Raw genomic sequence first — 21,327 nt, 5'->3', positions numbered from 1 at the left:
GGGGATGAGAGCCCTCATCGATAGTCACGACTGGGGCAATACGCCACTCGGCGAACGCGTGCATTGGCCCTCCACCCTCCTCACTCTGCTCGATGTTGTGCTGAATTCCGCTCAGCCAATGTTTCTAGGCTGGGGACCAGAGCGTATTTGGCTTTATAACGATGCCTTCATCCCTATTCTGGGCAGAAAGCACCCTTCGGCCCTCGGTCAACCCAGTGCGACGGTATGGGCCGAGGCCTGGACCGACCTGCAACCCCTGTTCGATCAGGTTTTTGCCGCGCAGTCGGTCCATATGGACGATATCGGCCTGATGCTCGATCGGCTTGGCAAACTTGAAGAGGCCCACTTTTCGTTCTCCTACAATCCGGTCCTTAGTGGCGGGCTCGTCGAAGGACTGTTCGGCGTCTGTACAGAGACCACTAGCCGCTACGCCGCAGAACGGCGAGAGCGGGTGGCGACCGAGCGGCAGCGGCGCTTGTTCGAGCAGGCGCCAGGCTTCATCATCATCATGCGCGGCAACGAGCATGTGGTCGAATTCATCAACGACGCGCACCGAGAGGTCTTCAATAGCGCCGACTGGATCGACCGCACCATCCGCGATGCGTTCCCTAGCATCGAAGGTCAGGGTTTCTTTGAGGTCCTAGACGACGTCTATGCCACGGGCCGTACGTTTGAAGCCCAGGGAGCCCAGGTCCGCTATCGCCGTACTCCCGACGGTCCGGAAGAAACTCGATACCTGACCTTCATCTATGCGCCGCTCTATGATGACGACGGCACGATATCCGGGATTTTCTGCGAGGGCTTCGATGTCTCTGAAGGATACCTGTCGCAGCGCCGCGCGGCCGCGCTAGTCGAACTCAATGACAGGTTAAGGGCGATCGAAGACCCGGAAGCTCTCGCCTATGCGACTGCGGAGATACTGGGCAAGCTGTTTGACGTCAGTCGCGCGGGCTACGGCACAATCGACACGCGCGCGGAAACGATAAGCATCGAACGGGACTGGAATGCATCGGGCATCCAAAGCCTGGCCGGCGTGTTGAAGTTCCGTGACTATGGATCCTACATCGAGGAATTGAAGCGGGGCATCACCGTTATCTGCGAGGACGCCGAAACCGACCCGCGCACCGCGGAGATGGCGGGCGCACTTGAGGCGATCAGCGCGCGTTCCTTCGTCAATATGCCGGTCACCGAACAGGGCGATTTCGTCGCGCTGCTCTATCTCAACCACGAAGATGCCCGTGAGTGGTCAACCGATGAAGTGGCCTTTATCCGCGATGTCGCCGAACGGACCAGAACCGCCGTCGAGCGACGGCGGGCCGAGGCGACCCTGCGCGCCAATGCGGCCCGATTGACCTTTCTCGACAGGTTGGGGCGCCAAACTGCCAGCAGCGAAGATGCCGACGAAATCCTGGCCATCACGACGCGTGCCGTTGCGGAGCACCTCGGCATCTCCAATTGCGCTTACGCCGACATGGATGAAGACCAAGATGGCTTCACCATCGCGGCGATTGGGCCATGCCAGGATCACCATCGATCGTCGGGCATTATAGTCTCGCCGATTTCGGAGAACTGGCAGTCCGGAATTTGGGAGCGGGCGAGCCACTGATAGTCAACGACAATTTGGTCGAGCTTGCACCGCACGAGGCGAAGACCTTCCAGGATATCGGCATCGCGGCGACCATCTGCATGCCACTGGTCAAGGACGGGCGGTTGACGGCCTTGATGGCAATTCATGATCGGACACCCCATACGTGGTCCCGCGACGAACTGGCGGTAATCCGTGAAGTCACGGAACGATCCTGGGCCCACATCGAGCGGGTGCGGTCCGAGGAGGAGCGTCGGGCCAGCCTGCAGGCGCTGGCAGACCTCAATTCTACCTTGGAAAGCCAGGTCAACGAACGTACCCAGGAGCTAATGGCGGCCGAGGAGACGTTGCGGCAGTCTCAGAAGATGGAGGCCGTTGGACAGCTTACGGGTGGCTTGGCTCACGACTTCAACAATATTTTAGCCGGTATCGGGGGCAGTCTCGAACTCATGCAGACGCGGCTGGCGCAAGGCCGGATATCCGACCTGGACCGCTATCTGACCGGCGCCCTGGGCGGCGCCAAGCGTGCGGCATCCTTGACCCAACGCCTCCTGGCGTTCTCGCGGCGCCAGACGCTCGATCCCCAACCGGCTGACTTAAACCGCCTGGTCGTCGGCCTGCACGACTTGATCAATCGCAGCGTCGGCCCGGAGATTGAGGTTGAGGTTGCAGGTGCCGGTGGGCTCTGGACCACATTCGTCGACGTGGGCCAACTGGAAAATGCCCTGTTGAACCTCTGCATCAATGCACGCGACGCTATGCCGGATGGCGGCAAGCTCACTATTGAAACCGCCAATCGCTGGTTCGACGAGCGCGCGGCTAAGGAACGTGGCTTGGCCCCCGGCCAGTATGTTTCGCTCTGCGTCAGCGATACAGGCACGGGCATGTCGGACGAAACCATGGCGAGGGCCTTCGATCCTTTCTTCACCACCAAGCCGACAGGTCAGGGAACGGGGCTCGGCCTTTCCATGGTCTATGGCTTTGCTGGTCAATCCAACGGCTCGGTGCGCATTTATTCCGAGCTTGGTCAGGGTACCATGGCCTGCATCTATCTGCCGCGCCATGCCGGAGAAATGGGAACCCAGGACATTCTGCCCGACCTGAGCGCCGCGCCACGCTCGAGCGGACATGAAACCATCCTGGTGGTAGACGACGAACCCCTGGTCCGAATGGTCGCCGTCGAGATCCTCGATGAGCTTGGCTACAACGTCATCGAGGCAGGAGACGGGCCGCAAGCGCTACGGATCTTGAACTCAAACCGCGTTATCGACCTATTGGTGACCGACGTCGGCCTCCCTAATGGCATGAACGGACGACAGCTCGCCGATGCCGCCCGGGCCGGCCGGCCGCGATTGCAGGTCCTGTTCATCACGGGCTATGCCGAAAATGCCGTGCTCAACCACGGGCACCTAGCGCCAGGAATGCACGTGATGACTAAGCCCTTTGTGGCAGAGACTTTCGGCAGGCGGGTACGCGAACTTATCTCCAAGTCATAGATCCTCAGACTGGACCTGCGAGCCGTCAATCCATTCCCGCGACGGAAGAGGGCTACTGCGCCCTGCCTGCTCCTGAAGGGCGACCGTTAAAACGTACGCCGTTCGCCACCACGCGGTCGATGCCCGAAAGGGGGTGGCTAGGGGACTGGCCGCTAATAGTTCCCGAACTTGGAAACCAGACATATGCCCCAGCAACGTGCTGCTGGGCGAGAATAAGCTTTACTCCGCTGCTCATTACCAGGAATCCTCTGACTGAGACGCAAACATCCTAAATCAGATCTTCAGCTTTGCTCGCAGCGAACTCGCTTATAAACGGAACAATGGTTTGCAAGTAGGAGGTGACTTGGCCGTCAGCGCTGGGCACGGGGAAGGAAACGATCCACCGCAGGTTGCAGCTGATTTCCCTGCCCCAGCGATCCGTAACAGGGGTCGCCTCAAGGAGGTCATCGGTTAGACGCAAACTGCAAGTGTCTGGTTACGTCTGATCCACGTTGCGCGGTCCTGGACAAAATGGGCGTAGGAGAACACGCCACCGAACTCCTTATGCAAGTACACGAAGCCTGGCTGCCCCTCTGTCCGGGCTCCAAGCCTATAGGTTTCCGGGTCTCTGGTTGGCTGAAGAAAAAAGCCACTCGGCGCGTAGAGCGCAGAGTAGGATAAAAGATCAGATTGCATGAACAAGCTTGAGCCGCCTTTGGTGACACCAAATTCGATCGTGCCCAGATCGGGCACCGTAAGCTCGCAGAAATCTGCCGACACCCAAATCTCATCGCTCGCTAGAAGATCTTCAAATGCCCTACTGCACGCGGTCAAAGCGTTTTGGAATTGCAGATCTACACTCTGAGCAGCCTGAGCCAGAGCCGTTGCGCCATACGTGGTGGTAAGAATTATTCCCAAAAGCCAAGCTGCGTTCATGCTGCTTCTACCAGTCCGTTCGAGGAGGAACGTCTCCCAGGGTAGCCAATCAATCACTTTAGATATGAGCTAGATCTGCCTCGGTGGCAGCTTGGAGGCTGATCTGCTCGGCAGTGCGAGCTGTTATTGAACGGCTGAAATGGGGTCGGGAACTGCCATTCCACCCTCACCTTATGCCAATTGTCGTCGGTGGGTTGCGGTTCTCCTTCCAGAGAACTGCCATCCTCTAGCGGCTGTGAGGCATGACCGAGATGGGGTGGAAGACTGAGCTATGGCGCGAATGAGTGAAATAGGGCAGTAAAGCCCTGATGCCCGCGTCCACCCGACAGCTTATCCGCTCGACATCCGTGTTCCTGCTTGTCGGGTTCGTGGCCCTCATGGCGATCGTCGGCACGAACTTCTGGCTGGGGGAACGGGCGCAGGCCTATTTTGCTGACGCCATGGGCGCCCGCGATACGCGCGTTGCTGCCGTGGAACTGCGCAATGCGATGCAGACGGCGGAATCCAGCCAGCGCGGCTTCATCATTACCGGCAATGAAATCTACCTTGCGCCATATCAATCGGCCAAGGCGCAGGAACAGCGATATCTGCTGGCTCTGCAATCGCTGTTGCTAGCCTATCCCAATGCGGGCGCGACACTCAGCCGCCTGTCGGAAATCCTCGCTACAAAATACGATGAATTTGATCGCACTATTGCCCTCAAGCGGGATGGGCGGGACTACGACGTCATTGCCATCATCCGAACGAACAGCGGCAAGGCGCTGACCGACGAAGCCAACGTCTTTTTCGCCGGCATAATCGGGATGGCCGACAGCCGCCTGACGGCCGGCGTTGCCGAGCAGAGCGCCAATGCAGCATGGCTTCGGCTTGTCTCGGGGATCGGCGCGCTGGTCATCGTGGCAGTGGTCGGCGGGGCGGCCTATGGTATTACGCGATATACGCGAGAGCTGCGCGAGACCGGCAACGAAGTCACTGCACTCAACAACGAGCTTGAGCAGCGTGTCTCGAAAAGAACGGCCGACCTTGCGATCGAGCGAGACCGGGCCGGAGTCCTGCTGGCCGAGGTCAACCACCGTGTGGCCAACAGCCTGTCGCTGGTGTCGTCCCTGATAACGCTGCAGTCGCGGGCGGTCGCGGACCAGTTGGCCAAGGACGCACTGGCCGAAACGCAGGAGCGCATCTTCGCCATCTCGCTTGTTCATAAGCGGCTTTATGGTTCTGCCGATGTGCGGTCCGTGCAGCTCGATGAATATCTGACGGGGTTGCTGGAACATCTGAGCACCTCGCTGCGTGGCCAAGGACATGGCGTGTCCTTGTCGTTTGCCATCGAGCCGATCCACCTGGATACCGACGCGAGCATCAGCCTAGGTGTGATCATCACCGAACTGGTGACCAACGCGTTTAAGTATGCCTATCCCGACGGGGTCGGCGAGGTTCGCGTTCGCCTCGGCAAAGGCGGCGAACGGATCGAGCTGACGGTCGAAGACGACGGTGTTGGCCGCGCCGAGGGCGCACCAGCCAAGGGGACTGGCGTCGGCACCCGCATCGTCAAAGCGATGTGCATGAGCCTATCGGCAACTATCGAATACCGCGGCCGCCAGCCCGGCACGGCCGCTCATTTGAGTTTCACTCCGAAATCGCCTTCGTCCGCTGCCTTAGAGTAGACCGGCACGCCGGATATGTGAAAAGGTCCGCCAGAAGAAACGCGCCATCGGCGCAGCGGCGAGGGACGAATGTCATTGTATCGAAGCGTTCGGCGGCGCCTCGCCGTGCCCATGGCGCTTGTGCTCGCCACGATGATCGGCGTCAATGCCGCAACCGCTCAAGAAGGGCCGCCTGGCATCACGCAGCGCACGGTGTTTCCGGCCTTCAATCCTTCTGCACCAATGTGCACCCCGCCGAAGGGCGTTTCGCGGGTGCTGGCATATGTGCAGGAAAACCAGCGTGATTTCTTGCAAGGCATTGGCTACGGGCTGGAGATGGCAGCCAAGAATCGTGGTCTTGAGTATCGTCACAGCGTCACCGACGATGACATCGCTAAGGCACTGCAGCAGATAGCGACGTTTCGCGAGGCGAAGGTCGGCGGCCTGGTCGCCACATCCTCGGATCCTGCTGCGATCAGCAAAAGCCTGCAGCAGGCCATTTGGGCGGGCATTTTTGTCGGCACGGTGGTTCCGCCTCCGGCGACCTTGCTGCTCAATGCACCGCAATATGCGACCGGCAAAGCTCTCACCGACGCCGCTATCGCCCACATCAATGCGCACCTCGGCGGCAAAGCCAATGTGGTTCTGCTAACGCAGGACAGCATGGAATATCTGACGCCGCGGTTCGAGGCGATGCGGGACGGCTTCAACGCCCTGCCGGGCGTTACCATCGTTGCCGATATAGCGCCAAATCCCGTGAGCAAAGAGGGCGGCTTCGCGACGATGAATACTATCCTTCTGGCCAATCCAAATATCGACGTGGTTCTGGGGGGCGATGCCGTGGTGCTCGGTGCGCTTGATGCTCTGCGCGCGGCCGGAAAGGATCGTCCAGACCAGTTTTTGGGCGGCATCGACGGTGAGGCCGCAGGGGTGGCCGAAATCATCAAGGGTGACAGTCCATACAAGGCCAGCATCGCCCTATCTTCGCCGGTGTTTGGCTACGCGATGGGGCAATTTGCTGCGGACTGGCTAGACGGCAAAAGCGTGCCGCAGGCTATGGACATCCTTCCCGTCGCGTTGACGGCCGACAATATCGCGCAATATCAAGTTGACCTGGCCGATCCAGCTGCCGCTTTTGCCGATCCCGTCAGGCGCGATTCCTATCTCAAGATGTATGGAAACATCTGCTTTGATACGCGCGACCGGTACGTCAACTTTCCCTGGTCATCCGAACTGAAAAATTGAACGGCCCGTGCAGCGTGTTCCGGAGCGTCTGCCATCAACCCGACCTCGGCGAACGCGTTGAGTTCGGTTCGACAGTCCACAACTTGAAATCGCTTGGTCATTCGAACCCTAGATTGAATATGGGCGAGGCCCCTCCCCTCCCGAGAGCGATCGGCAGCCTCTTCCGCCGCCGGAGGGTAAGCCGCGGCAACTGCTTAAATCCCGCCGCTGCCTTGACGATACTGGATTCCGAGACTGAGGTTTCGACCTCAACCGTGCGGGCCACCGATTGGCCTCACCTTGGCACCTGGATCAACCGAGGCGATGCTGCGGTCACGGCCTTGGTGTCCCCAGGAGTGCTCATGAGCAAGGCAATGAACGCAACCTACGAACCTCTCCTGGCCGCGGAAGGCCGAGGAATGGCGCTGGCATCCCAGGGCCGATTAAAGGGAGGAAGCGGGCGAGCTCAAACAGGTCTGCTCTTCTGGATCGTAGCGAGAAGACATCGTATTCTTCGAGCCCCGATGCAACAGAGCTTCAGGCGTCGGCCTTCGGCTGCCGGCTGAAACCGGTCGGTCCTTACTCGACCATATCTGCCATTCGCTCCCGAAATTCGGTACCCCGATAGCTGCCGTCGGCGAGTGGCGGATTGCTGCTCTGCGCCCATATCGGCCATTGGTCCCACTGAGCTTCACCCCATCACGGGACATGCCGGTAGACCGCCACGATGGTTTTTGTGCACGCCAAAGCCCCTTTGTCTCGTGCTATCAGTCAAGAATTGTGGCCAGGGTACGCACGCCTGAGCGAAGGGCGGACTCGGGCATGTTGGCATAGCTGAGCAGAAGGGTGCTCTCTTCGGGCGCACCGCCTAGATAGTGTCGGCGCAGAAAGCCCAGGCCCATGTCGCGCTTCTTGGCTCTCTCGATGATGGCCTCTTCATTGAGGCGCCGAGGAAAACGGACGGCCGCGTGAAGGCCCGCCGAAATGCCGCTGACCTCAACCTCGGGCAGCTCTGCCCGGAGGGCTACGAGGAGCGCCTCGCGGCGATCCCGGTAGAGGGCGCGCATCTTGTGTAGATGGCGGTCGAAGTCGCCGGTGGTGATGAAATGGGCCATAGCGAATTGGTCGATGCGGCTGCGGCCATAGTCGATCTGCCGCAGTTCGTCTTCGAGCAATAGCAGAAGTTCGGGCGGCACCACCATCCAGCCCAGACGCAGCGCCGGGGCCAGCGTTTTGCTCGAGGTGCCTGCGTAAATGACGTGCTCTGGAGCAAGACCCTGCAACGCGCCGACCGGAGCCCGATCATAGCGGAACTCGGCATCGTAGTCGTCCTCCACGGCAACGGCGTTCCTCTCCTGCAACCAACTCGCCAGTGCTAGCCGACGCGGGCCACTCATCACCACGCCCGTAGGATATTGATGAGCCGGCGACAGCAGTACCGCCTGCGCCTTACTCCTAGCGAGCGCGGCAACGTCGATGCCGGCTTTATCTACTGCAACGGGGATCAACGTGAAGCCTGCGGCGATCCAGACGTCACGGTCGGCGTAGCCCGGCTCTTCGACCGCGAGCTGAGTCACGCCACGGCGGGACAATGCCCTTGCCAGCAAAGTCCGAGCCTGTTCGAAGCCACTGGTGATCAGGATCTGGCGCGGGTCGGCGCTGACGCCGCGCACACGCCCGAGATATTCCGCCAAGGCCTGGCGCAATGGCCAGACGCCGAAGCGTTGCCTGTAACCGAAGTCGTTCGGCGTCATTGCCTTGAGCGCAGCCTCTACCGCTTTCAGCCAACGCGCGGAAGGAAAGGTCGACAGGTCCGGGATGCCGGGCCGGAAGTCATAGCGGAAGATTTCGGTAGAGAAGCTCTCGGGCGGCAAGTCCCGGACTTGCTGCAAGGGCGCCGTATCGGCCACCCGTGCCGCTGCTCCCTGTCGCAGTGCGAGATAGCCCTCGGCGGCGAGCTGGGCATAGGCCTCCATGACCAAGGGCCGCGAGATGCCGAGACGGCGGGCGAGGTCGCGTGTCGAAGGCACCTCGCTTCCCGGCCGCAGTGTGCCTCCCCGGATGGCATCACGCATTTGCCGTTCGACCTGTGCGTGCAAGGATTCGTGACCGTTCCGGTCCACGCTCATCAGGAGTTCGAAGCTGCGACTGGACAAGTGTTTGCGTCCCAACTGGTCATTAAATGTCTGCCCAGTCTGTCATATGTTCTTGCGTATTCGCTAGACGAACCACGCGAGATACAAAATGGTCTTCATTGATGTCGCTGTCGATACCATCGTCCACTCTCCACCCGCGGGAATATTCCGCGCCATTGTCAGATGGATCGCTGAGGTGCGCGCCGAGAACAAAAGGAAGGCGACGCTGCAGAGCCTCCTTTTCGCCCCCGAGCATCGCCTGCGCGATCTGGGTTTTGACCGGGAGGAACTGGTCCAGGCACTGCAACGTCGGCACCACTGAGACGCTTTACCACTTTTGCGGCCGAAAACCGCGCAATCGATATTGATAAAGAAGGATTTCCGCTATGCGAAAACTCATTGTCCAACAATGGGCCACGGTGGACAATATTGTAGCCGAGGATGATGGCGGTCTAAGCTTTGTGTCGGCGCAGCCGTATGAACAGACGACCGATCTGGGCATCAAGACTAGCGTGATGGATTTTATCCGAACCGTGGATACGATGATCATCGGGGCCAACACTTACGATATGTCCAAGGACTACTGGCCGTACGCAAAAGATCAGGGCGAGTATGGGCAGACGTTAAACAGTCTCACCAAGTTTGTTGCTTCGACCACGCTGAGACAGGCTCCTTGGGGCGACTTCTCGCCGGCGACCGTGACGTCCGACCCCGTCAAGACCGTGCAGGAACTGCGGCGGCAGGACGGGAAAGACATCATGCTGTGGGGCAGTCTCACGCTCATGAGGGCCATGTTCAGGGCCGGTGTCGTCGATGAGGTTCAGATGCGAATCTGCCCGACGTCGCGAGGGAGCGGGACGCGCCTGTTTACCGAGCAACAGGCCCTTCGACTCATCGAGGGGAGGTCTTTCGACAACGGCGTCCTGCTGCTGCGATACGACGTCCTGCACACCTCTTAACAACCGCCTGCGCAAGTCATTCACACGTCCAGCCGCAACCGGCTGGATCGATTTTCAAAGTTGGCCCATCACAAACCTTTCAAAGGACAATACTCATGGATGAAATCAAGGGCATTGCCCGAGCCCGAATTAAGCCTGGCAAGCTGGAGGAATATAAGCGGCTCTGCGAGCAGGCGATGGAGATCGTGAGGACGCAGGATACCGGCACGCTGCAGTACGAGATTTTCTTCAACCAAGATGAGACCGAGGCGATCGTCTACGAGCGCTATCGCGACATCGATGCGGCGATGGAGCATTTTGCCCATATCGGCCAGCTTATGGAGCCGCTGATGGCGACGGCGGAGGTGACCGGCGAGGTGCTGGGCAAGCCGAGCGAAAAGATGCAGCTTGGGGGAGGCGGACCGAAGCTTTTCACGCCGTGGATGGTTTTTCAGGATTACGAGCCTGCTGCGAAATGAGCATTTCGGTTTCCTAGAGCCCCCGCGGCCGGCCCTCAGGTGAACGAAGTGTTCCTGGCCATGACATTCTGGTAGCCGGCCTGCAACTGAGCGCGAACCGTGCGTCTGCACGACCAGCAGGGGGGCGCCTAGGTGTTCGGCGCGCAACTCGGACATGAACTGCTCCCACATTGCACGCCCGCCCTGCTCGAGCAGGATGGCGCTGACCGGCAGCCATTTGCTGCCCCAGGCGCCAAGGTGGGCCATGAGCGGCAACAGTTCGATGGCCATTTCGCTGAGCCGTAGATCTGCTTCTGCTTCTGCTTGCGCGTAGGGTCGTCGGTTCGCGTCGGCATAGCGCCCTGGCAGGTGGCGCGTCCGCGCGTAACGGAGGAAGAATCGGTTCGCTCAGTTCAACTGCCAATAGCGGACGGTCGGGGCCGCAATCACCGTTTCGGGTGTGTTCCAGTCCTCCCTCGGACGGTTTCGCGCGGCCGAGCAGTCGGTGAACGCCATCGGCGAGTTTCTGCGCCAGCGCCTCAACGACCCCGGCCCCAAATTCATTCAAAGGAGCTTGATCATGACACGCGTATTGTTTGTAGGGCAAAAGGCCGAGACCGTCGACTTTTCCGATCCCCTCCCTGCCACCGGGGTTCGACGCTGAAAAGATCCAAGCGGGCATCAACATCGCCAAGACGACAATGACCGAGCGCCGTTGGGACGGCGACCTGTGCATGATCGCTCCCGACGACACTGGCATCGCCGCATTGGCCGCACAACTGGCGAAGGTGGCCTATGATTGCGTCGTGATCGGTGGCGGCCTGCGCATCCCGCCCAAAGGCCTGGAGTTCTTCGAGAAGGTGGTCAACCCTATTCACCAGGGCGCCCCGAAGGCGGCGATCGCGTTCAACACACGTCCCCAGGATACCGCAGAGGCTACGGCGCGGTGAGTCGGCGCGTATTAACGAGGAGGCGCGGCGTCGTCATGGCGTGGCTCAATGACGTGTCTTGGTCACCGCTTCGGAGGGATGACATGGCTTTAAGAACGCCGAGCTTACCGTCGCCACATAGCGCAGCAGGTCGTGTTTGTCACCGCACCGACAAAAAGTCAGGCACCATTTGATGCTGGAAGGCATGGTCCAGAGTTGGCAATAAGCGACTGGTCGTCGGTACACAGGGGTGCCTGCTTTTGGTAATCGAGAAATCGACCTGAATGGTCGCTATGGAGAGCGTGAGTGCTCAGCCGGTCATGACCCACTCAATACATCTGCGCTCGGATCTCTATTTCCCGAAAAGCCATTCTAGTGGCTAATCTTGCTCCAATCCTGTCAAAGTCAGTGCATCGTCATCGATCGCGGCCTCCCCAACAAGCACTGCGAGGTCCCGCTCGATGCGTCTCAAGGCTGGTTCGCCGATTTTTTTAGCCCAGGCAGCGCGCAACTCATCGAAGATTGCCTCGCCCTCCCGCATCGCTTCTTGCCCTATTGGCGTGACTATCAGCAGTTTTCGCCGATAGTCCGCCGCATCGCTCATGCGCGCCACATAGCCCCGCTCCTCCAAAAGGCCAATGACCTTGGCCGCTGCCTGTTTAGACATCGATAATCGGCGACCCAATTCGGACGCATTGTTTGCCCCGCCCGCAATTGCTCGCATGGCAAACTCTTGACTGGGGCGGAGCTCCGGATAGCCACGCCGTAACAGCTCATCGCCCGCCGCACCGGCCAGTTGCCGGAAGCCGCCAAGAAGAAGCAATGCGAGATCAGCGCCTTTTCTATCCATAGCATCTCGCTACCGCATCTCCTGCAAAAGGACAACCAGTATGTCTATGTCGTTGACATAGACAACCTGGTGGTCTATCTTTAAAAGACAATTCGGTTGTCTAGAGTATTGATATGACACACGCTACTATCTCCGGAGTGACGCATCATCGCGTGGCGCTCAACGGGACCAACCTTCACTATGTCTCTGCAGGCAGTGCGGGCTCGCCGATCTTGCTGGTGCATGGTTGGCCGGAAACCTGGTGGGCCTTTCACAAGGTCATCCCGGTTCTGGCAAAGTTCCATCGCGTCTTTGCCGTCGATCTTCGCGGGTTCGGCGCTTCAGATGTAGCGCAAGTCGGTAACACCAGTGCCACCATGGCCGAAGATCTGCATGCACTGGTCGGCCATGTCGGTCTTGGTCCGGTGCATCTCGCAGCTCAGGACTTCTCTGGCCCGTTGGCATACCGGCTCGCCGCGACTCATCCGCAGGATTTGCTAAGCTTCATCGCCGTAGAAACTGGCTTGCCGGGCTTCGGTCTGGAAATACTGACCAATCCGATGATCGCCTGGTATTTTGGTACATTGGCAAAGCCGGGTGCAGCCGAGCGCTTCTTCAAGGGGCGCGAGACCGAACTGCTGAGCGAATTCATCTTCACTCCACCCATGACTACCTCAACGGCGATCGGCGCCGATGATATCACCGAATTTATCCGCGGCTATGACCGCGCGGGTGGCTGGAACGGCGCGCAGGCGATCTACAGCAGCAATTTGTATGAGGCCGAGGCGTATACAAAACTTGTTGCCGCGCAGCCGCTGATGATGCCCGCCCTGGCCATTGACCGGAACCCTTCGAACTTCACTGCTGAGTCTTTTGCAGCCGCATCGTCGGGCGAATTGAATACGCAGACAATTGCAGACACAGGTCACTACGTCGCCATGGAGGCGCCGAGTGCCCTTGCGTCAGCAATGCTGGAGTTCATTAACAAGGTCGACAAGACTGAGATCGGTGAAATCCTGCAGTGCGGTGACGGCCGGTGATGCATCCGGCTACCTCAAAAACGCCTAAGCGGGAGGCTGAGGACCGCTTAGGCCCGAAGAATTCCGAAACCGGACTAGCCTTTCCATCTGTGGACGCCCCGTAAGACGCAAGCAGTATTTTGAAGGTAAGCCCATAGTCGGATGCTGCCATCTGTCCGACCTCTGATGCAGCACCAAAGGGTGCGGGCCCCTATGGGAGTTCGCGGACCGGATCCATATCACCCACAGCGTGCTCAAGGCAAAGTGGATCGCCCTGGTTTTCCGACCCTGTCTCGCCGACTGTTGCGCCACGGACGGTGAGGACGACATGCCCCATTTCGCCCCTCGTCGAAACGTGCGGGTCGAGCACCGTGACGAAGGCTTGTCGCTGCTCGCATTCATGGATCAAATTGAGCACGTCGCGCGTATCCCGAACCAGCCGATCCAGGCGGGCAACCATGAGTTCGTCGCCCGGTCCCAAAAATTGAGTCATGGTTTCCAGCTCGACGCGCCCCTCCCCGCTGCCGCCTGACACCTTCTCAGAACGAACGATCTCGCGGCCCTCGGCTTTGAGCTTGACAACTTGTAGATCGAGATCCTGGTCAATGCTGCTAACGCGGGCGTACGGGCCATGTGTCACCTCATGGTCTAAAGCCTAAGGCTCGCATGGGCTAAATAGTCGATGTCAACCGGAATGGCCGCGCCACGAATGATGCCACGGGCTCGTACAACAACGACACCCTCAAGAGCGGCGCGATGGCGACCGCGAAGTTACTCCCATCGCGTAGAAAAACCTCGAGAAGGCTCCCAAAGGCCCGCGCTGATTGATCTGCATCAAACCGGATTATCACGGCGGGTGTAGAATGGGCTAATTCAACGAAGGTTCCTCCATGCGCATCATGAGCAAAGTCGCGTTCTATGGTGAATGTCAAAGCTACGTTTCTGGCAGCATGAAGCACGCAAGACGCGCCGTACTGATTGCGGCGGCCTTGGCAGCTCCCGTTGCCACGGGCGGGTTTGCCACGGCCCAAGATACTGACTCGGTCGAAGCGGGGCATGCTTTGGTCACCATGTACTGCACTGACTGCCATGCGACCGAGATTACGGGTGACAGCCCGTTCCCAACAGCGCCCCGTTTTCGCGATCTGCACCTGCGCTACGACGTTGAGAATCTCAGCGAGGCGTTGGTCGAAGGCATCGTCACTGCCCATGATGAAATGCCGCAGTTCGAGTTCGACCCCGATCAGGCGGCAGCGATAGTGGCATATCTCAAGTCACTGGAGCCGTAAGTAATTCCGATTGCTCGGTCCGGGCCATCCGTTCGCAAGCCGAGAATAGGTAGCTCGGATTTGACCATTATTCGGGGCGCGACGTTGTCTAGCCATTCAGCAAGCCAAGGCGCAAGGCGTCTACAAAGGGAGCAGCGAAAGGTGGACCGCGAAAAAGTTCGACTTCTGCACGGCTTGGGCGTCGGATCCACAGAGATTGCTAAACAGGTAGGCTGCTCTCGCATGCAAGTATAGCGGAAGCAACGTTTACCCGGTCCCCAATTGCCCTGATGACCGTCCCGGCTTTGAGTAAGAGAATGCAGGTGAATGTCTTTGTCACTCGGGTTGTCGGTCAGAAGCAACCACGGGTGCTACCAGTCCCACCAAAGGCGGCAATTCCAGCTCAATCTGTGTTCGACTGAACCTATTATGCGACTGTGGATATACGGCACCGAATGTTTGGCAACCTGAAAGCCAGCGCAATAGCACCGAGATGCTCAAGTCGCTAGCCACGCCGGGCGCACCGAGTTTCGACTGTATTTGAACTACGGGATTCCTGGCTTGGAAGCGTCACTTAGGGCACCCCAATCGGAACTCCATAAATGCTCATCCTCAAGAATGACCTGTATGCGAGAGAGACCGAATTCCGTGCACCAGTGTGATGCCAGCTCAAGGGCCCTTGGAACTGAAGTTGGAAAGTCGGCAATCTGGTCCACCGCCGCTACGTCAGCAACGGTTCTTCCAAGCGACTGGCGGACAGTGACCACGACAACATCCCTCGGGATGCGAGAACCCGGATGCAAGCGCTCGTAAACAGCCATCATTGCCACTCCAATGCATGTAAAGCCTTCAACTTTGTTCAAAGTTGCATCAATTTTTTTCACGTACCAAAAAATGTGCAGCCCGTGTTTCGGCGTCAGAGTAATCATGAGATTGCCACATAGGGGGCTGGGCATGATGCAACACGACGATCCGCTATCGGAATATGCGCGCTGGAGACGCTGTTATAGTCGCGCGGCCAATGTAGACCAAAATTCGTGATCGTGCGCCTAACCTTGGCTAAACATGTCGGAGACAGTGTTCCCGAAAGGAGGATCAGTATGATGGCAGGTCTTTCCGCACAGGCATCGAGAGAAGAAAAGGTTGATCCTATGTGGTCTGTTGATGAACACGAGCGCCGGATCGCAATCGTCCAACGTGCCACAGCCGCTGCACGGAAGGCTCTTGGGGCCAAATAGGAACGTTGACAGAGATGCGCGTAGCGATGCGGAAGATGCTGTTGCTGAGTTGAACCAGAAAATAAGGGCCTCTTGGCCGTGTCGCGAATAGTAAGACTGCTACAGGAAATCCACGGTCACACCGGGGGTAACCATCGCCGCAAGTTCCTCTGCGTCCCAATTCGTCAAACGGATACAGCCGTGTGATCCGGTTTTATCGATCATCGAGGGCTCGGGGGTGCCATGGATGCCGAAGGACGGCTTGGATAGAGCTATCCACATCGATCCTACAGGGCCATTGGGGCCGGGTGGGATCGCGAGCACGTCGGCGTTTTCTCCCTGCTGGAAGTTGATCTTAGGGTTGTAGGTGTATCCCGGCAATTTAGTGGCACGCTCAACGGCGTAGGTGCCCGTGGGTGAAGGATTGTCTTCGCTGCCAATGGTGGCGGGGTATGCGGCCAGCAAAACGCCATTAACTCCGTAGACCCGTACCTGCCGAAGGGTTTTGTCGGCTTCGATCCAAGTCACGACACCTTGGCGGCTGGTGCCTGTCATTGCGACGTTGACGATCTCTCCAACCTCAAACGCAGAAGACGGGTTAAGAGCTGCGAGCAGGCCGATATCCATGTGAAAACGCTCGGCCAATAACTCTGCCACGCTCTCGTAGCCGAGGTAGTCCATTGCAGCTTTTTCCGCATAGTCGGTCGGGATAGGGCCGCCGACCACTGCCGCGTCTTCGGCAGTGATGGTGTAGACACCAATCGCATCGCCCGGCGCATCCAGCCGGGCTGCGAGCGCGAGGGTCAGGTTTCCGTCTGCAGGCAAGCTGTTCATCATCTGATACGCAAGTACCGCCTTGTGGAGGTTATCGCCATCAAAGCCGTCGATAACGCCGGGGGAGGCTCCGGCTCGGTCCAGCAGTATCTGCAAGCGCGCAAGAGCTGGATCGGCGGAAACGCGCTCACGCTGCAGAGCTTCGGTCGACGCCACCTGCACCACAGCAGGGGCGAGCGCAGCAGCGACGATGTAATCCGTTACGCTGGCAGTGTTGATGGCTGCTGCTGATATTGGCATTGACTGCGCCAGCGCTTCACTAACTGCGAAGATCGAGAGGAATGCGACAAAGGCAGCTTGCGCAGCACGCGTGGTCAGTGAAGGCATGTTGTACTCGAGAACGGAGCTGGTCGGCCAAATCCCACCTGCAGGACGAGCCACTCAAATCCATAAGTGCCCAACATAGCTAAGGATGTTCTAAATCTGCGCCGCGTCGCGCCGTCGTGAACGGCCATTAGATTTGTCACTCCAGGACGTTGACCTGCACGATCTTGGTTTTTTGCAATTGCACCTGATTATGCGCCGTCCAAACAGCTGAGATTGCACGACTGCAACGCAGTGCATAAGTTTTGAGATATGCGCTGCTTGCTTTCAGCATTAAGCTGTTCATCATCGCCCGAGCATCGACAATTGACGAGCCAATTATGTCTACGCGTGAACGACCCGACTTTATCGCCAATATTTCAGAGCGATTGCGACCGCTTGATAGCGGCGGATTTGATGACCTTAAAGGGCTTGGTTTCCCTCTCGGTCGCGAACTCGGCTTGACCCGCATAGGCATCCATTACGAAATTGCGCCACCCGGTTGCAGGTCATCATTCCCACATGCAGAGAGTGATGAAGATGAGTTCGTTCTGGTCTTAAAGGGCACGCCTGATGTTTGGGTAGATGGCGATCTCTACGAATTATTTGAGGGTGACGCGGTAGCTTTTCCGCACGGCACCGGCATTGCGCATACTTTTCTGAACAACAGCAACGAAGATGTGCACTTACTCATCATTGGCGAGGCCGCTAAGGCGCAGAACAAGATCAGCTATCCGCTAAATCCTGAACGCATGGCTGAATTTGCCACACATGGCAAAGCGTGGACTTCCGCCCCTGTTCGCAAAATGGGAAAGCATGACGGAAAGGCTCGAGCAGGGAGCCGAGTGGCGCATAAATCTTGATTTATTCACCAAGATAAGTCGTCGTTTCAGATGTGCTTTATGACTCGGGCCGAAACGCCCGCTGACATTGTGTTGGCGGGGACGTTGCGACTAACGACGGCCCCCGCCGCGATGACGGCGTTGTCGCCGATGGTGACGCCCGCAAGAATGGTCGCCGCTGCACCGATCCAGACGTTGTTTCCGATGGTGATGGGATTCGTGACTATGTTCTGGCGCTCAGTTGGCGATACTGGATGTCCTGCTGAGATGAGGTTGACCTTGGGTCCAACCATCACGTCATTCCCAATGGTGATGCCACCCATATCCATGAAATGACACCCTTGGTTGATGAATACGTTGCACCTACCGAAATGTTGAGCCCGCAGTCGGTGGAGAAGGGCGGGATGACCAAAAACCGTTCGCCAACTGGTTTGCCGATCAGCTCAGAAAAACCAGCAAGGAGGCCATCAAGGTCGTCAAGTCCAATATCACTCAACCTTGCCGAAAGGCGAACGGCACGCTGGACGTTTTCAAAGCGAGCGCGGCCTTCGGTAGAGCGGGCAGGATCATTCATTGCGGCATCCTATTCAAGTCGGCAGCCAGCATGCCGCTGTGAACCACCTGAGGCGACTGATAAGTTGGCGTTCCACAATCGCGGGTTACGCGCCGACTGTCGGCAGCTTTTGAGCAAGTTGAGGTCGGGTGCTGCCCCGGTGACATTGCTACAATCGGTTCTCTCAAGGCCGCTTCGGCCAAAGGGAAGAATTATAATGGGTATCTCAGAGCATGATCCTGCCGCCGCCGGTAGGCAGGCCGGTGCCAAGCGCGCTTTAAAGGTAAGGCAGATCTGGCAGTCCGCTTATTTCTAGATAAAGAGGGGCGGAGAAGGGATCCGGCGCTCTTCGATCGTGCACCGGCTAACTACTATTAAAGTGCAGCAGTGAGACGCGTCCAAAGTACTTCAACTTTCACAATCCGAAGAGTGAAACAGTTGTTCGTGGACGAACGCATATGTACATAGTCTACGTGCGTCACGCGCTAATATAGCTTTCGCTCGCGTTTCAATTTCATGTGTAGGCGCACAACAATCCCGCTCCCATAGACGATGCGATCATGCGCGTCGTAACCACGAAGAATGCCGCCCATCGCCGTGTATCTCTCGCGGAGGCCGCACATCGTTGTTGTAAGCCGGACATACTTGGGCATGCAGAAATACCGGGCCAACTTCGGCAAACGGCTGCGGCACAGAAAATGGTCTATAGGCTAGCAACAAACAGGTCTCGCCCTCGGCAACCATGCCCAGGCAATGTCTGCATGGGATACCACCGTCTGAAATGTGGCGCTCGGGCAATTGCCCATTGGCGTCCGCAGCGCGCCGGCACGATAGCCAGCAGCAAGTTCGCTTGGCATTCCCGAAAAGCGCAGTGTCATGATCGTCCCCATGTTTCCGTCACGAAACTACATTCTTGGAACAGGAGCGACCCGAATTTGACATTGATCGCCCAGGGCACGAACCGACTGCCGCGCCGCCGGTTCGAACGGCGAACGCAGGTTGCACGCCGGGCAGTGACGCCTCTAAGTGGATTTTGCCTGGTCCAACTGCACGTCAGATGATGTTCGATACGCCAGTTCTAAGGTGATTGAGGAATGCCCTGACTTTTGCCGGGACATAGTGCGCAGTCGGATAGACGGCATGGACGTCGAGCGGTGCGTAATGGTAGTTGGGCATGATCCGCAGCAGTTTGCCGGCGGCAAGTTCGGCGTTGATCTGGGGCAACTGGGCACCGCCCAATCCAAGCCCGGCCACCAGTGCCTTGGTGAGTACGAATGTATTGTTGGCAAAGAAGCTTGTCTGCACCTGGACCAGCAGTGATCCCTTCGGACCGACCAGCGGCATGGTATCGTCCGGAGCGGCCCAACTGAACCGAACCTGCCGATGGTTCGAAAGCGCCTCTGGCGTATCCGGTGTGCCATGCTGGGCAAGATAGCCCGGCGAGGCGACCAGAATACGTTGGAGCGTACCGAGCCGCTGGGCAACAAGACCCGAGGACCGCAAATTCCCGAAGCGAATGGCAAGATCTACGGCCTGTTCGGTGAGGTCGACGTAGCGGTCATCCAGCATCAATTCTAGGGTTAGCCCTGGATGCGCCTGCTGAAACTCGACGGCGATATCGGCCACATACATCTGGCCGAAGCCGGTCGGCGCCTGGATTCGCAGATGCCCGGTTAACTGACTGCCAGTACCCGCGATCAATTCGGCCGCCTCATTGACCGCGGCGAGCACTGGCTTAGCCCGCGCGTAGTAAGCCAGGCCGGCCTCCGTCAGCGCCAGTTGGCGGGTAGTCCGGTTGATAAGCCGAACGCCCAAATGTTGCTCCAGAGCGGTCACTTTCTGGCTGACGGCTGGTTGGGACAGATTCAAGTCCCGGCCCGCCGCGGACAGGCTCCCTAGTTCGGCAACGCGGACGAATACTCCCATGCCCGCCAAGACATCCATCGATTCACCCAAAGTTTTCCTTATAACTGATCCTACATCTAGAGACCTGTCGCACCGGTAGCAAATGAATGATCCTGCTCATGCCCATCACGGGCGCAAGGAGCACAGCATGTCCGAACCTAGAAGGACCGCCCTGGTGGTTGGCGCCAATGGCGTGATTGGCGGCAATCTGATCGATCATCTGCTGACACTTGAAGATTGGGACATTGTCGGTCTGTCACGCCGCGGTGGCATCTCCAACGAGCGTCTGCGCTATGTTGCTGTCGATCTGCTCGATCGCGAAGCCACGAACCGCGCCCTCGCTGATCTGTCAGAGGTCACTCATATTTTCTACGCCGCTTACCAGGATCGCCCCGATTGGGCAGAACTGGTGCCGCCGAACCTCGCCATGCTCGTCAACGTCGTGGACGCGATTGAGCCCCTCGCCACCGCTCTGCAGCACATCAGCTTGATGCAGGGCTACAAGGTTTATGGGGCCCATCTCGGTCCGTTCAAGACACCGGCCCGCGAAAGCGACGCTAACCATATGCCGCCCGAATTCAACATCGACCAGCAGGCGTTTCTGGAACGGCGTCAGTTGGGCCAGACTTGGACCTGGTCCGCGTTGCGCCCTTCGGTCGTCATTGGCTATGGGCTCGGCAATCCGATGAACCTGGCCATGGTGATTGCCATCTATGCCAGCATGTCAAAGGAACTCGGGCTGCCGCTGCGCTTTCCGGGCAAACCGGGGGCGTATGATAGCCTATTGGAGATGACTGACGCTGGGTTGCTGGCGCGAGCCACCGTCTGGGCAGCCACCTCGCCGGCCTGTGCTAACCAAGCGTTGAACATCACCAATGGCGATTTGTTTCGCTGGAGCGAAATGTGGCCCAGAATCGCCGCCTATTTCGAAATGGATGTGGCGCCGCCCCTGCCAATGAACCTGTCGACCATCATGGCGGATAAGGGGCCGCTGTGGGTAGACATGGTGGCTCGCAAAGAGCTGGCGAAGGTCAGCTACGCCGACGTGTCCTCCTGGCCCTTTGGCGACGCGGTCTTCAGCTGGAATTACGACTTCTTCGCCGACGGGTCGAAGGCCCGACGTCTGGGCTTCCATGAGCACATCGACACCGCAGCAATGTTCTTTGCGGTATTCGATGATCTGCGCGCCCGCAAGATTATAGGGTAGCGGCCCCATTGCCGAGGCGGTGTCCGT

The 21,327-nt window shown here is 58.5% G+C and carries 21 protein-coding genes and 1 pseudogene; 12 read left to right on the top strand and 10 right to left on the bottom strand.

The genetic code is table 11. The features are described 5' to 3' along the window. Positions 1 to 4 precede the first annotated feature (4 nt). Together ABIB57_RS25680 and ABIB57_RS25675 are read left to right on the top strand one after the other, a co-directional pair. On the top strand, positions 5 to 1,606 hold the full coding sequence (locus tag ABIB57_RS25680; protein ID WP_354044231.1) for a GAF domain-containing protein: 1,602 nt from the start codon (positions 5 to 7) through the stop codon (positions 1,604 to 1,606). After that, positions 1,516 to 3,081 (top strand): ATP-binding protein, encoded by a 1,566-nt coding sequence (locus ABIB57_RS25675; RefSeq protein WP_354044229.1) that lies wholly within the window; start codon positions 1,516 to 1,518, stop codon positions 3,079 to 3,081. The genes ABIB57_RS25680 and ABIB57_RS25675 overlap by 91 nt, the downstream gene beginning before the upstream one ends. A gap of 450 nt (positions 3,082 to 3,531) precedes the next feature. Here the strand turns inward: ABIB57_RS25675 and ABIB57_RS25670 are convergent, their stop codons facing one another. Next, positions 3,532 to 3,996, bottom strand: coding sequence for a hypothetical protein (locus ABIB57_RS25670; protein ID WP_354044228.1), 465 nt, complete (start codon positions 3,994 to 3,996; stop codon positions 3,532 to 3,534). 308 nt (positions 3,997 to 4,304) lie between these two features. Between ABIB57_RS25670 and ABIB57_RS25665 the strand changes: the two genes are divergently transcribed. Beyond that, complete coding sequence (locus ABIB57_RS25665; RefSeq protein WP_354044227.1) at positions 4,305 to 5,660, top strand: sensor histidine kinase; 1,356 nt, start codon at positions 4,305 to 4,307, stop codon at positions 5,658 to 5,660. A gap of 111 nt (positions 5,661 to 5,771) precedes the next feature. Then, positions 5,772 to 6,884 (top strand): sugar ABC transporter substrate-binding protein, encoded by a 1,113-nt coding sequence (locus tag ABIB57_RS25660; protein ID WP_354044225.1) that lies wholly within the window; start codon positions 5,772 to 5,774, stop codon positions 6,882 to 6,884. Between the two features lie 746 nt (positions 6,885 to 7,630). Here ABIB57_RS25660 and pdxR read toward each other — a convergent pair. Beyond that, positions 7,631 to 9,019 (bottom strand): MocR-like pyridoxine biosynthesis transcription factor PdxR, encoded by a 1,389-nt coding sequence (gene pdxR / locus ABIB57_RS25655; RefSeq protein ID WP_354044224.1) that lies wholly within the window; start codon positions 9,017 to 9,019, stop codon positions 7,631 to 7,633. An 88-nt stretch (positions 9,020 to 9,107) separates the two neighbouring features. On the opposite strand from pdxR, the gene ABIB57_RS25650 reads away from it, so the two are divergent. From ABIB57_RS25650 to ABIB57_RS25630, 4 genes are all read left to right on the top strand, one after another. After that, the gene (locus ABIB57_RS25650; protein WP_354044222.1) at positions 9,108 to 9,320 is read left to right on the top strand and encodes a hypothetical protein; all 213 of its coding nucleotides are present in this window, start codon (positions 9,108 to 9,110) and stop codon (positions 9,318 to 9,320) included. Positions 9,321 to 9,384: 64 nt separating this feature from the next. After that, positions 9,385 to 9,957 (top strand): dihydrofolate reductase family protein, encoded by a 573-nt coding sequence (locus ABIB57_RS25645; RefSeq protein ID WP_354044221.1) that lies wholly within the window; start codon positions 9,385 to 9,387, stop codon positions 9,955 to 9,957. Between the two features lie 95 nt (positions 9,958 to 10,052). Beyond that, positions 10,053 to 10,415 carry a putative quinol monooxygenase gene (locus tag ABIB57_RS25640; RefSeq protein WP_354044220.1) on the top strand — a complete coding sequence of 121 codons (363 nt, stop codon included), beginning with the start codon at positions 10,053 to 10,055 and terminating at the stop codon, positions 10,413 to 10,415. A gap of 680 nt (positions 10,416 to 11,095) precedes the next feature. After that, the gene (locus tag ABIB57_RS25630; protein WP_354044218.1) at positions 11,096 to 11,344 is read left to right on the top strand and encodes a hypothetical protein; all 249 of its coding nucleotides are present in this window, start codon (positions 11,096 to 11,098) and stop codon (positions 11,342 to 11,344) included. A 358-nt stretch (positions 11,345 to 11,702) separates the two neighbouring features. On the opposite strand, the gene ABIB57_RS25625 is transcribed toward ABIB57_RS25630, so the two are convergent. Then, on the bottom strand, positions 11,703 to 12,173 hold the full coding sequence (locus ABIB57_RS25625; protein ID WP_354044217.1) for a MarR family winged helix-turn-helix transcriptional regulator: 471 nt from the start codon (positions 12,171 to 12,173) through the stop codon (positions 11,703 to 11,705). Positions 12,174 to 12,286: 113 nt separating this feature from the next. Here ABIB57_RS25625 and ABIB57_RS25620 point away from each other — a divergent pair, with 113 nt between their 5' ends. Beyond that, positions 12,287 to 13,192, top strand: coding sequence for an alpha/beta fold hydrolase (locus tag ABIB57_RS25620; protein WP_354044215.1), 906 nt, complete (start codon positions 12,287 to 12,289; stop codon positions 13,190 to 13,192). Positions 13,193 to 13,478: 286 nt separating this feature from the next. On the opposite strand, the pseudogene ABIB57_RS25615 reads toward ABIB57_RS25620, so the two are convergent. Further along, positions 13,479 to 13,811 (bottom strand): annotated as a pseudogene (locus tag ABIB57_RS25615) (recombinase family protein); the annotation flags it as partial. Between the two features lie 250 nt (positions 13,812 to 14,061). Here ABIB57_RS25615 and ABIB57_RS25610 point away from each other — a divergent pair. Continuing rightward, positions 14,062 to 14,460 carry a c-type cytochrome gene (locus ABIB57_RS25610; RefSeq protein ID WP_354044214.1) on the top strand — a complete coding sequence of 133 codons (399 nt, stop codon included), beginning with the start codon at positions 14,062 to 14,064 and terminating at the stop codon, positions 14,458 to 14,460. A 524-nt stretch (positions 14,461 to 14,984) separates the two neighbouring features. On the opposite strand, the gene ABIB57_RS25605 is transcribed toward ABIB57_RS25610, so the two are convergent. Both ABIB57_RS25605 and ABIB57_RS25600 read right to left on the bottom strand, forming a co-directional pair. After that, entirely contained in the window at positions 14,985 to 15,368 is a 384-nt protein-coding gene (locus tag ABIB57_RS25605; protein ID WP_354044212.1) for a hypothetical protein, read from the bottom strand. 408 nt (positions 15,369 to 15,776) lie between these two features. Then, positions 15,777 to 16,730 (bottom strand): L,D-transpeptidase family protein, encoded by a 954-nt coding sequence (locus tag ABIB57_RS25600; protein WP_502914485.1) that lies wholly within the window; start codon positions 16,728 to 16,730, stop codon positions 15,777 to 15,779. A gap of 404 nt (positions 16,731 to 17,134) precedes the next feature. Here ABIB57_RS25600 and ABIB57_RS25595 point away from each other — a divergent pair, with 404 nt between their 5' ends. Beyond that, positions 17,135 to 17,656: a cupin domain-containing protein gene (locus tag ABIB57_RS25595; protein ID WP_502914484.1), complete on the top strand. Its 522-nt coding sequence runs from the start codon at positions 17,135 to 17,137 to the stop codon at positions 17,654 to 17,656. A 26-nt stretch (positions 17,657 to 17,682) separates the two neighbouring features. Here the strand turns inward: ABIB57_RS25595 and ABIB57_RS25590 are convergent, their stop codons facing one another. From ABIB57_RS25590 to ABIB57_RS25575, 4 genes are all read right to left on the bottom strand, one after another. Next, on the bottom strand, positions 17,683 to 17,964 hold the full coding sequence (locus tag ABIB57_RS25590; RefSeq protein ID WP_354044208.1) for a DapH/DapD/GlmU-related protein: 282 nt from the start codon (positions 17,962 to 17,964) through the stop codon (positions 17,683 to 17,685). Continuing rightward, complete coding sequence (locus ABIB57_RS25585; protein ID WP_354044207.1) at positions 17,928 to 18,209, bottom strand: LbetaH domain-containing protein; 282 nt, start codon at positions 18,207 to 18,209, stop codon at positions 17,928 to 17,930. The genes ABIB57_RS25590 and ABIB57_RS25585 overlap by 37 nt, the downstream gene beginning before the upstream one ends. Positions 18,210 to 18,746: 537 nt before the next feature. Next, complete coding sequence (locus ABIB57_RS25580; RefSeq protein WP_354044205.1) at positions 18,747 to 18,932, bottom strand: DUF1203 domain-containing protein; 186 nt, start codon at positions 18,930 to 18,932, stop codon at positions 18,747 to 18,749. Between the two features lie 309 nt (positions 18,933 to 19,241). Then, positions 19,242 to 20,144 carry a LysR family transcriptional regulator gene (locus ABIB57_RS25575; RefSeq protein ID WP_354044204.1) on the bottom strand — a complete coding sequence of 301 codons (903 nt, stop codon included), beginning with the start codon at positions 20,142 to 20,144 and terminating at the stop codon, positions 19,242 to 19,244. A 97-nt stretch (positions 20,145 to 20,241) separates the two neighbouring features. Here ABIB57_RS25575 and ABIB57_RS25570 point away from each other — a divergent pair, with 97 nt between their 5' ends. Further along, positions 20,242 to 21,300, top strand: coding sequence for an SDR family oxidoreductase (locus ABIB57_RS25570; RefSeq protein WP_354044202.1), 1,059 nt, complete (start codon positions 20,242 to 20,244; stop codon positions 21,298 to 21,300). Positions 21,301 to 21,327: the final 27 nt, after the last annotated feature.

The organism is Devosia sp. UYZn731, assembly GCF_040546795.1.
Taxonomy (GTDB): Bacteria; Pseudomonadota; Alphaproteobacteria; order Rhizobiales; family Devosiaceae; genus Devosia.
This window is presented reverse-complemented; position numbering and strand designations above follow the sequence as displayed.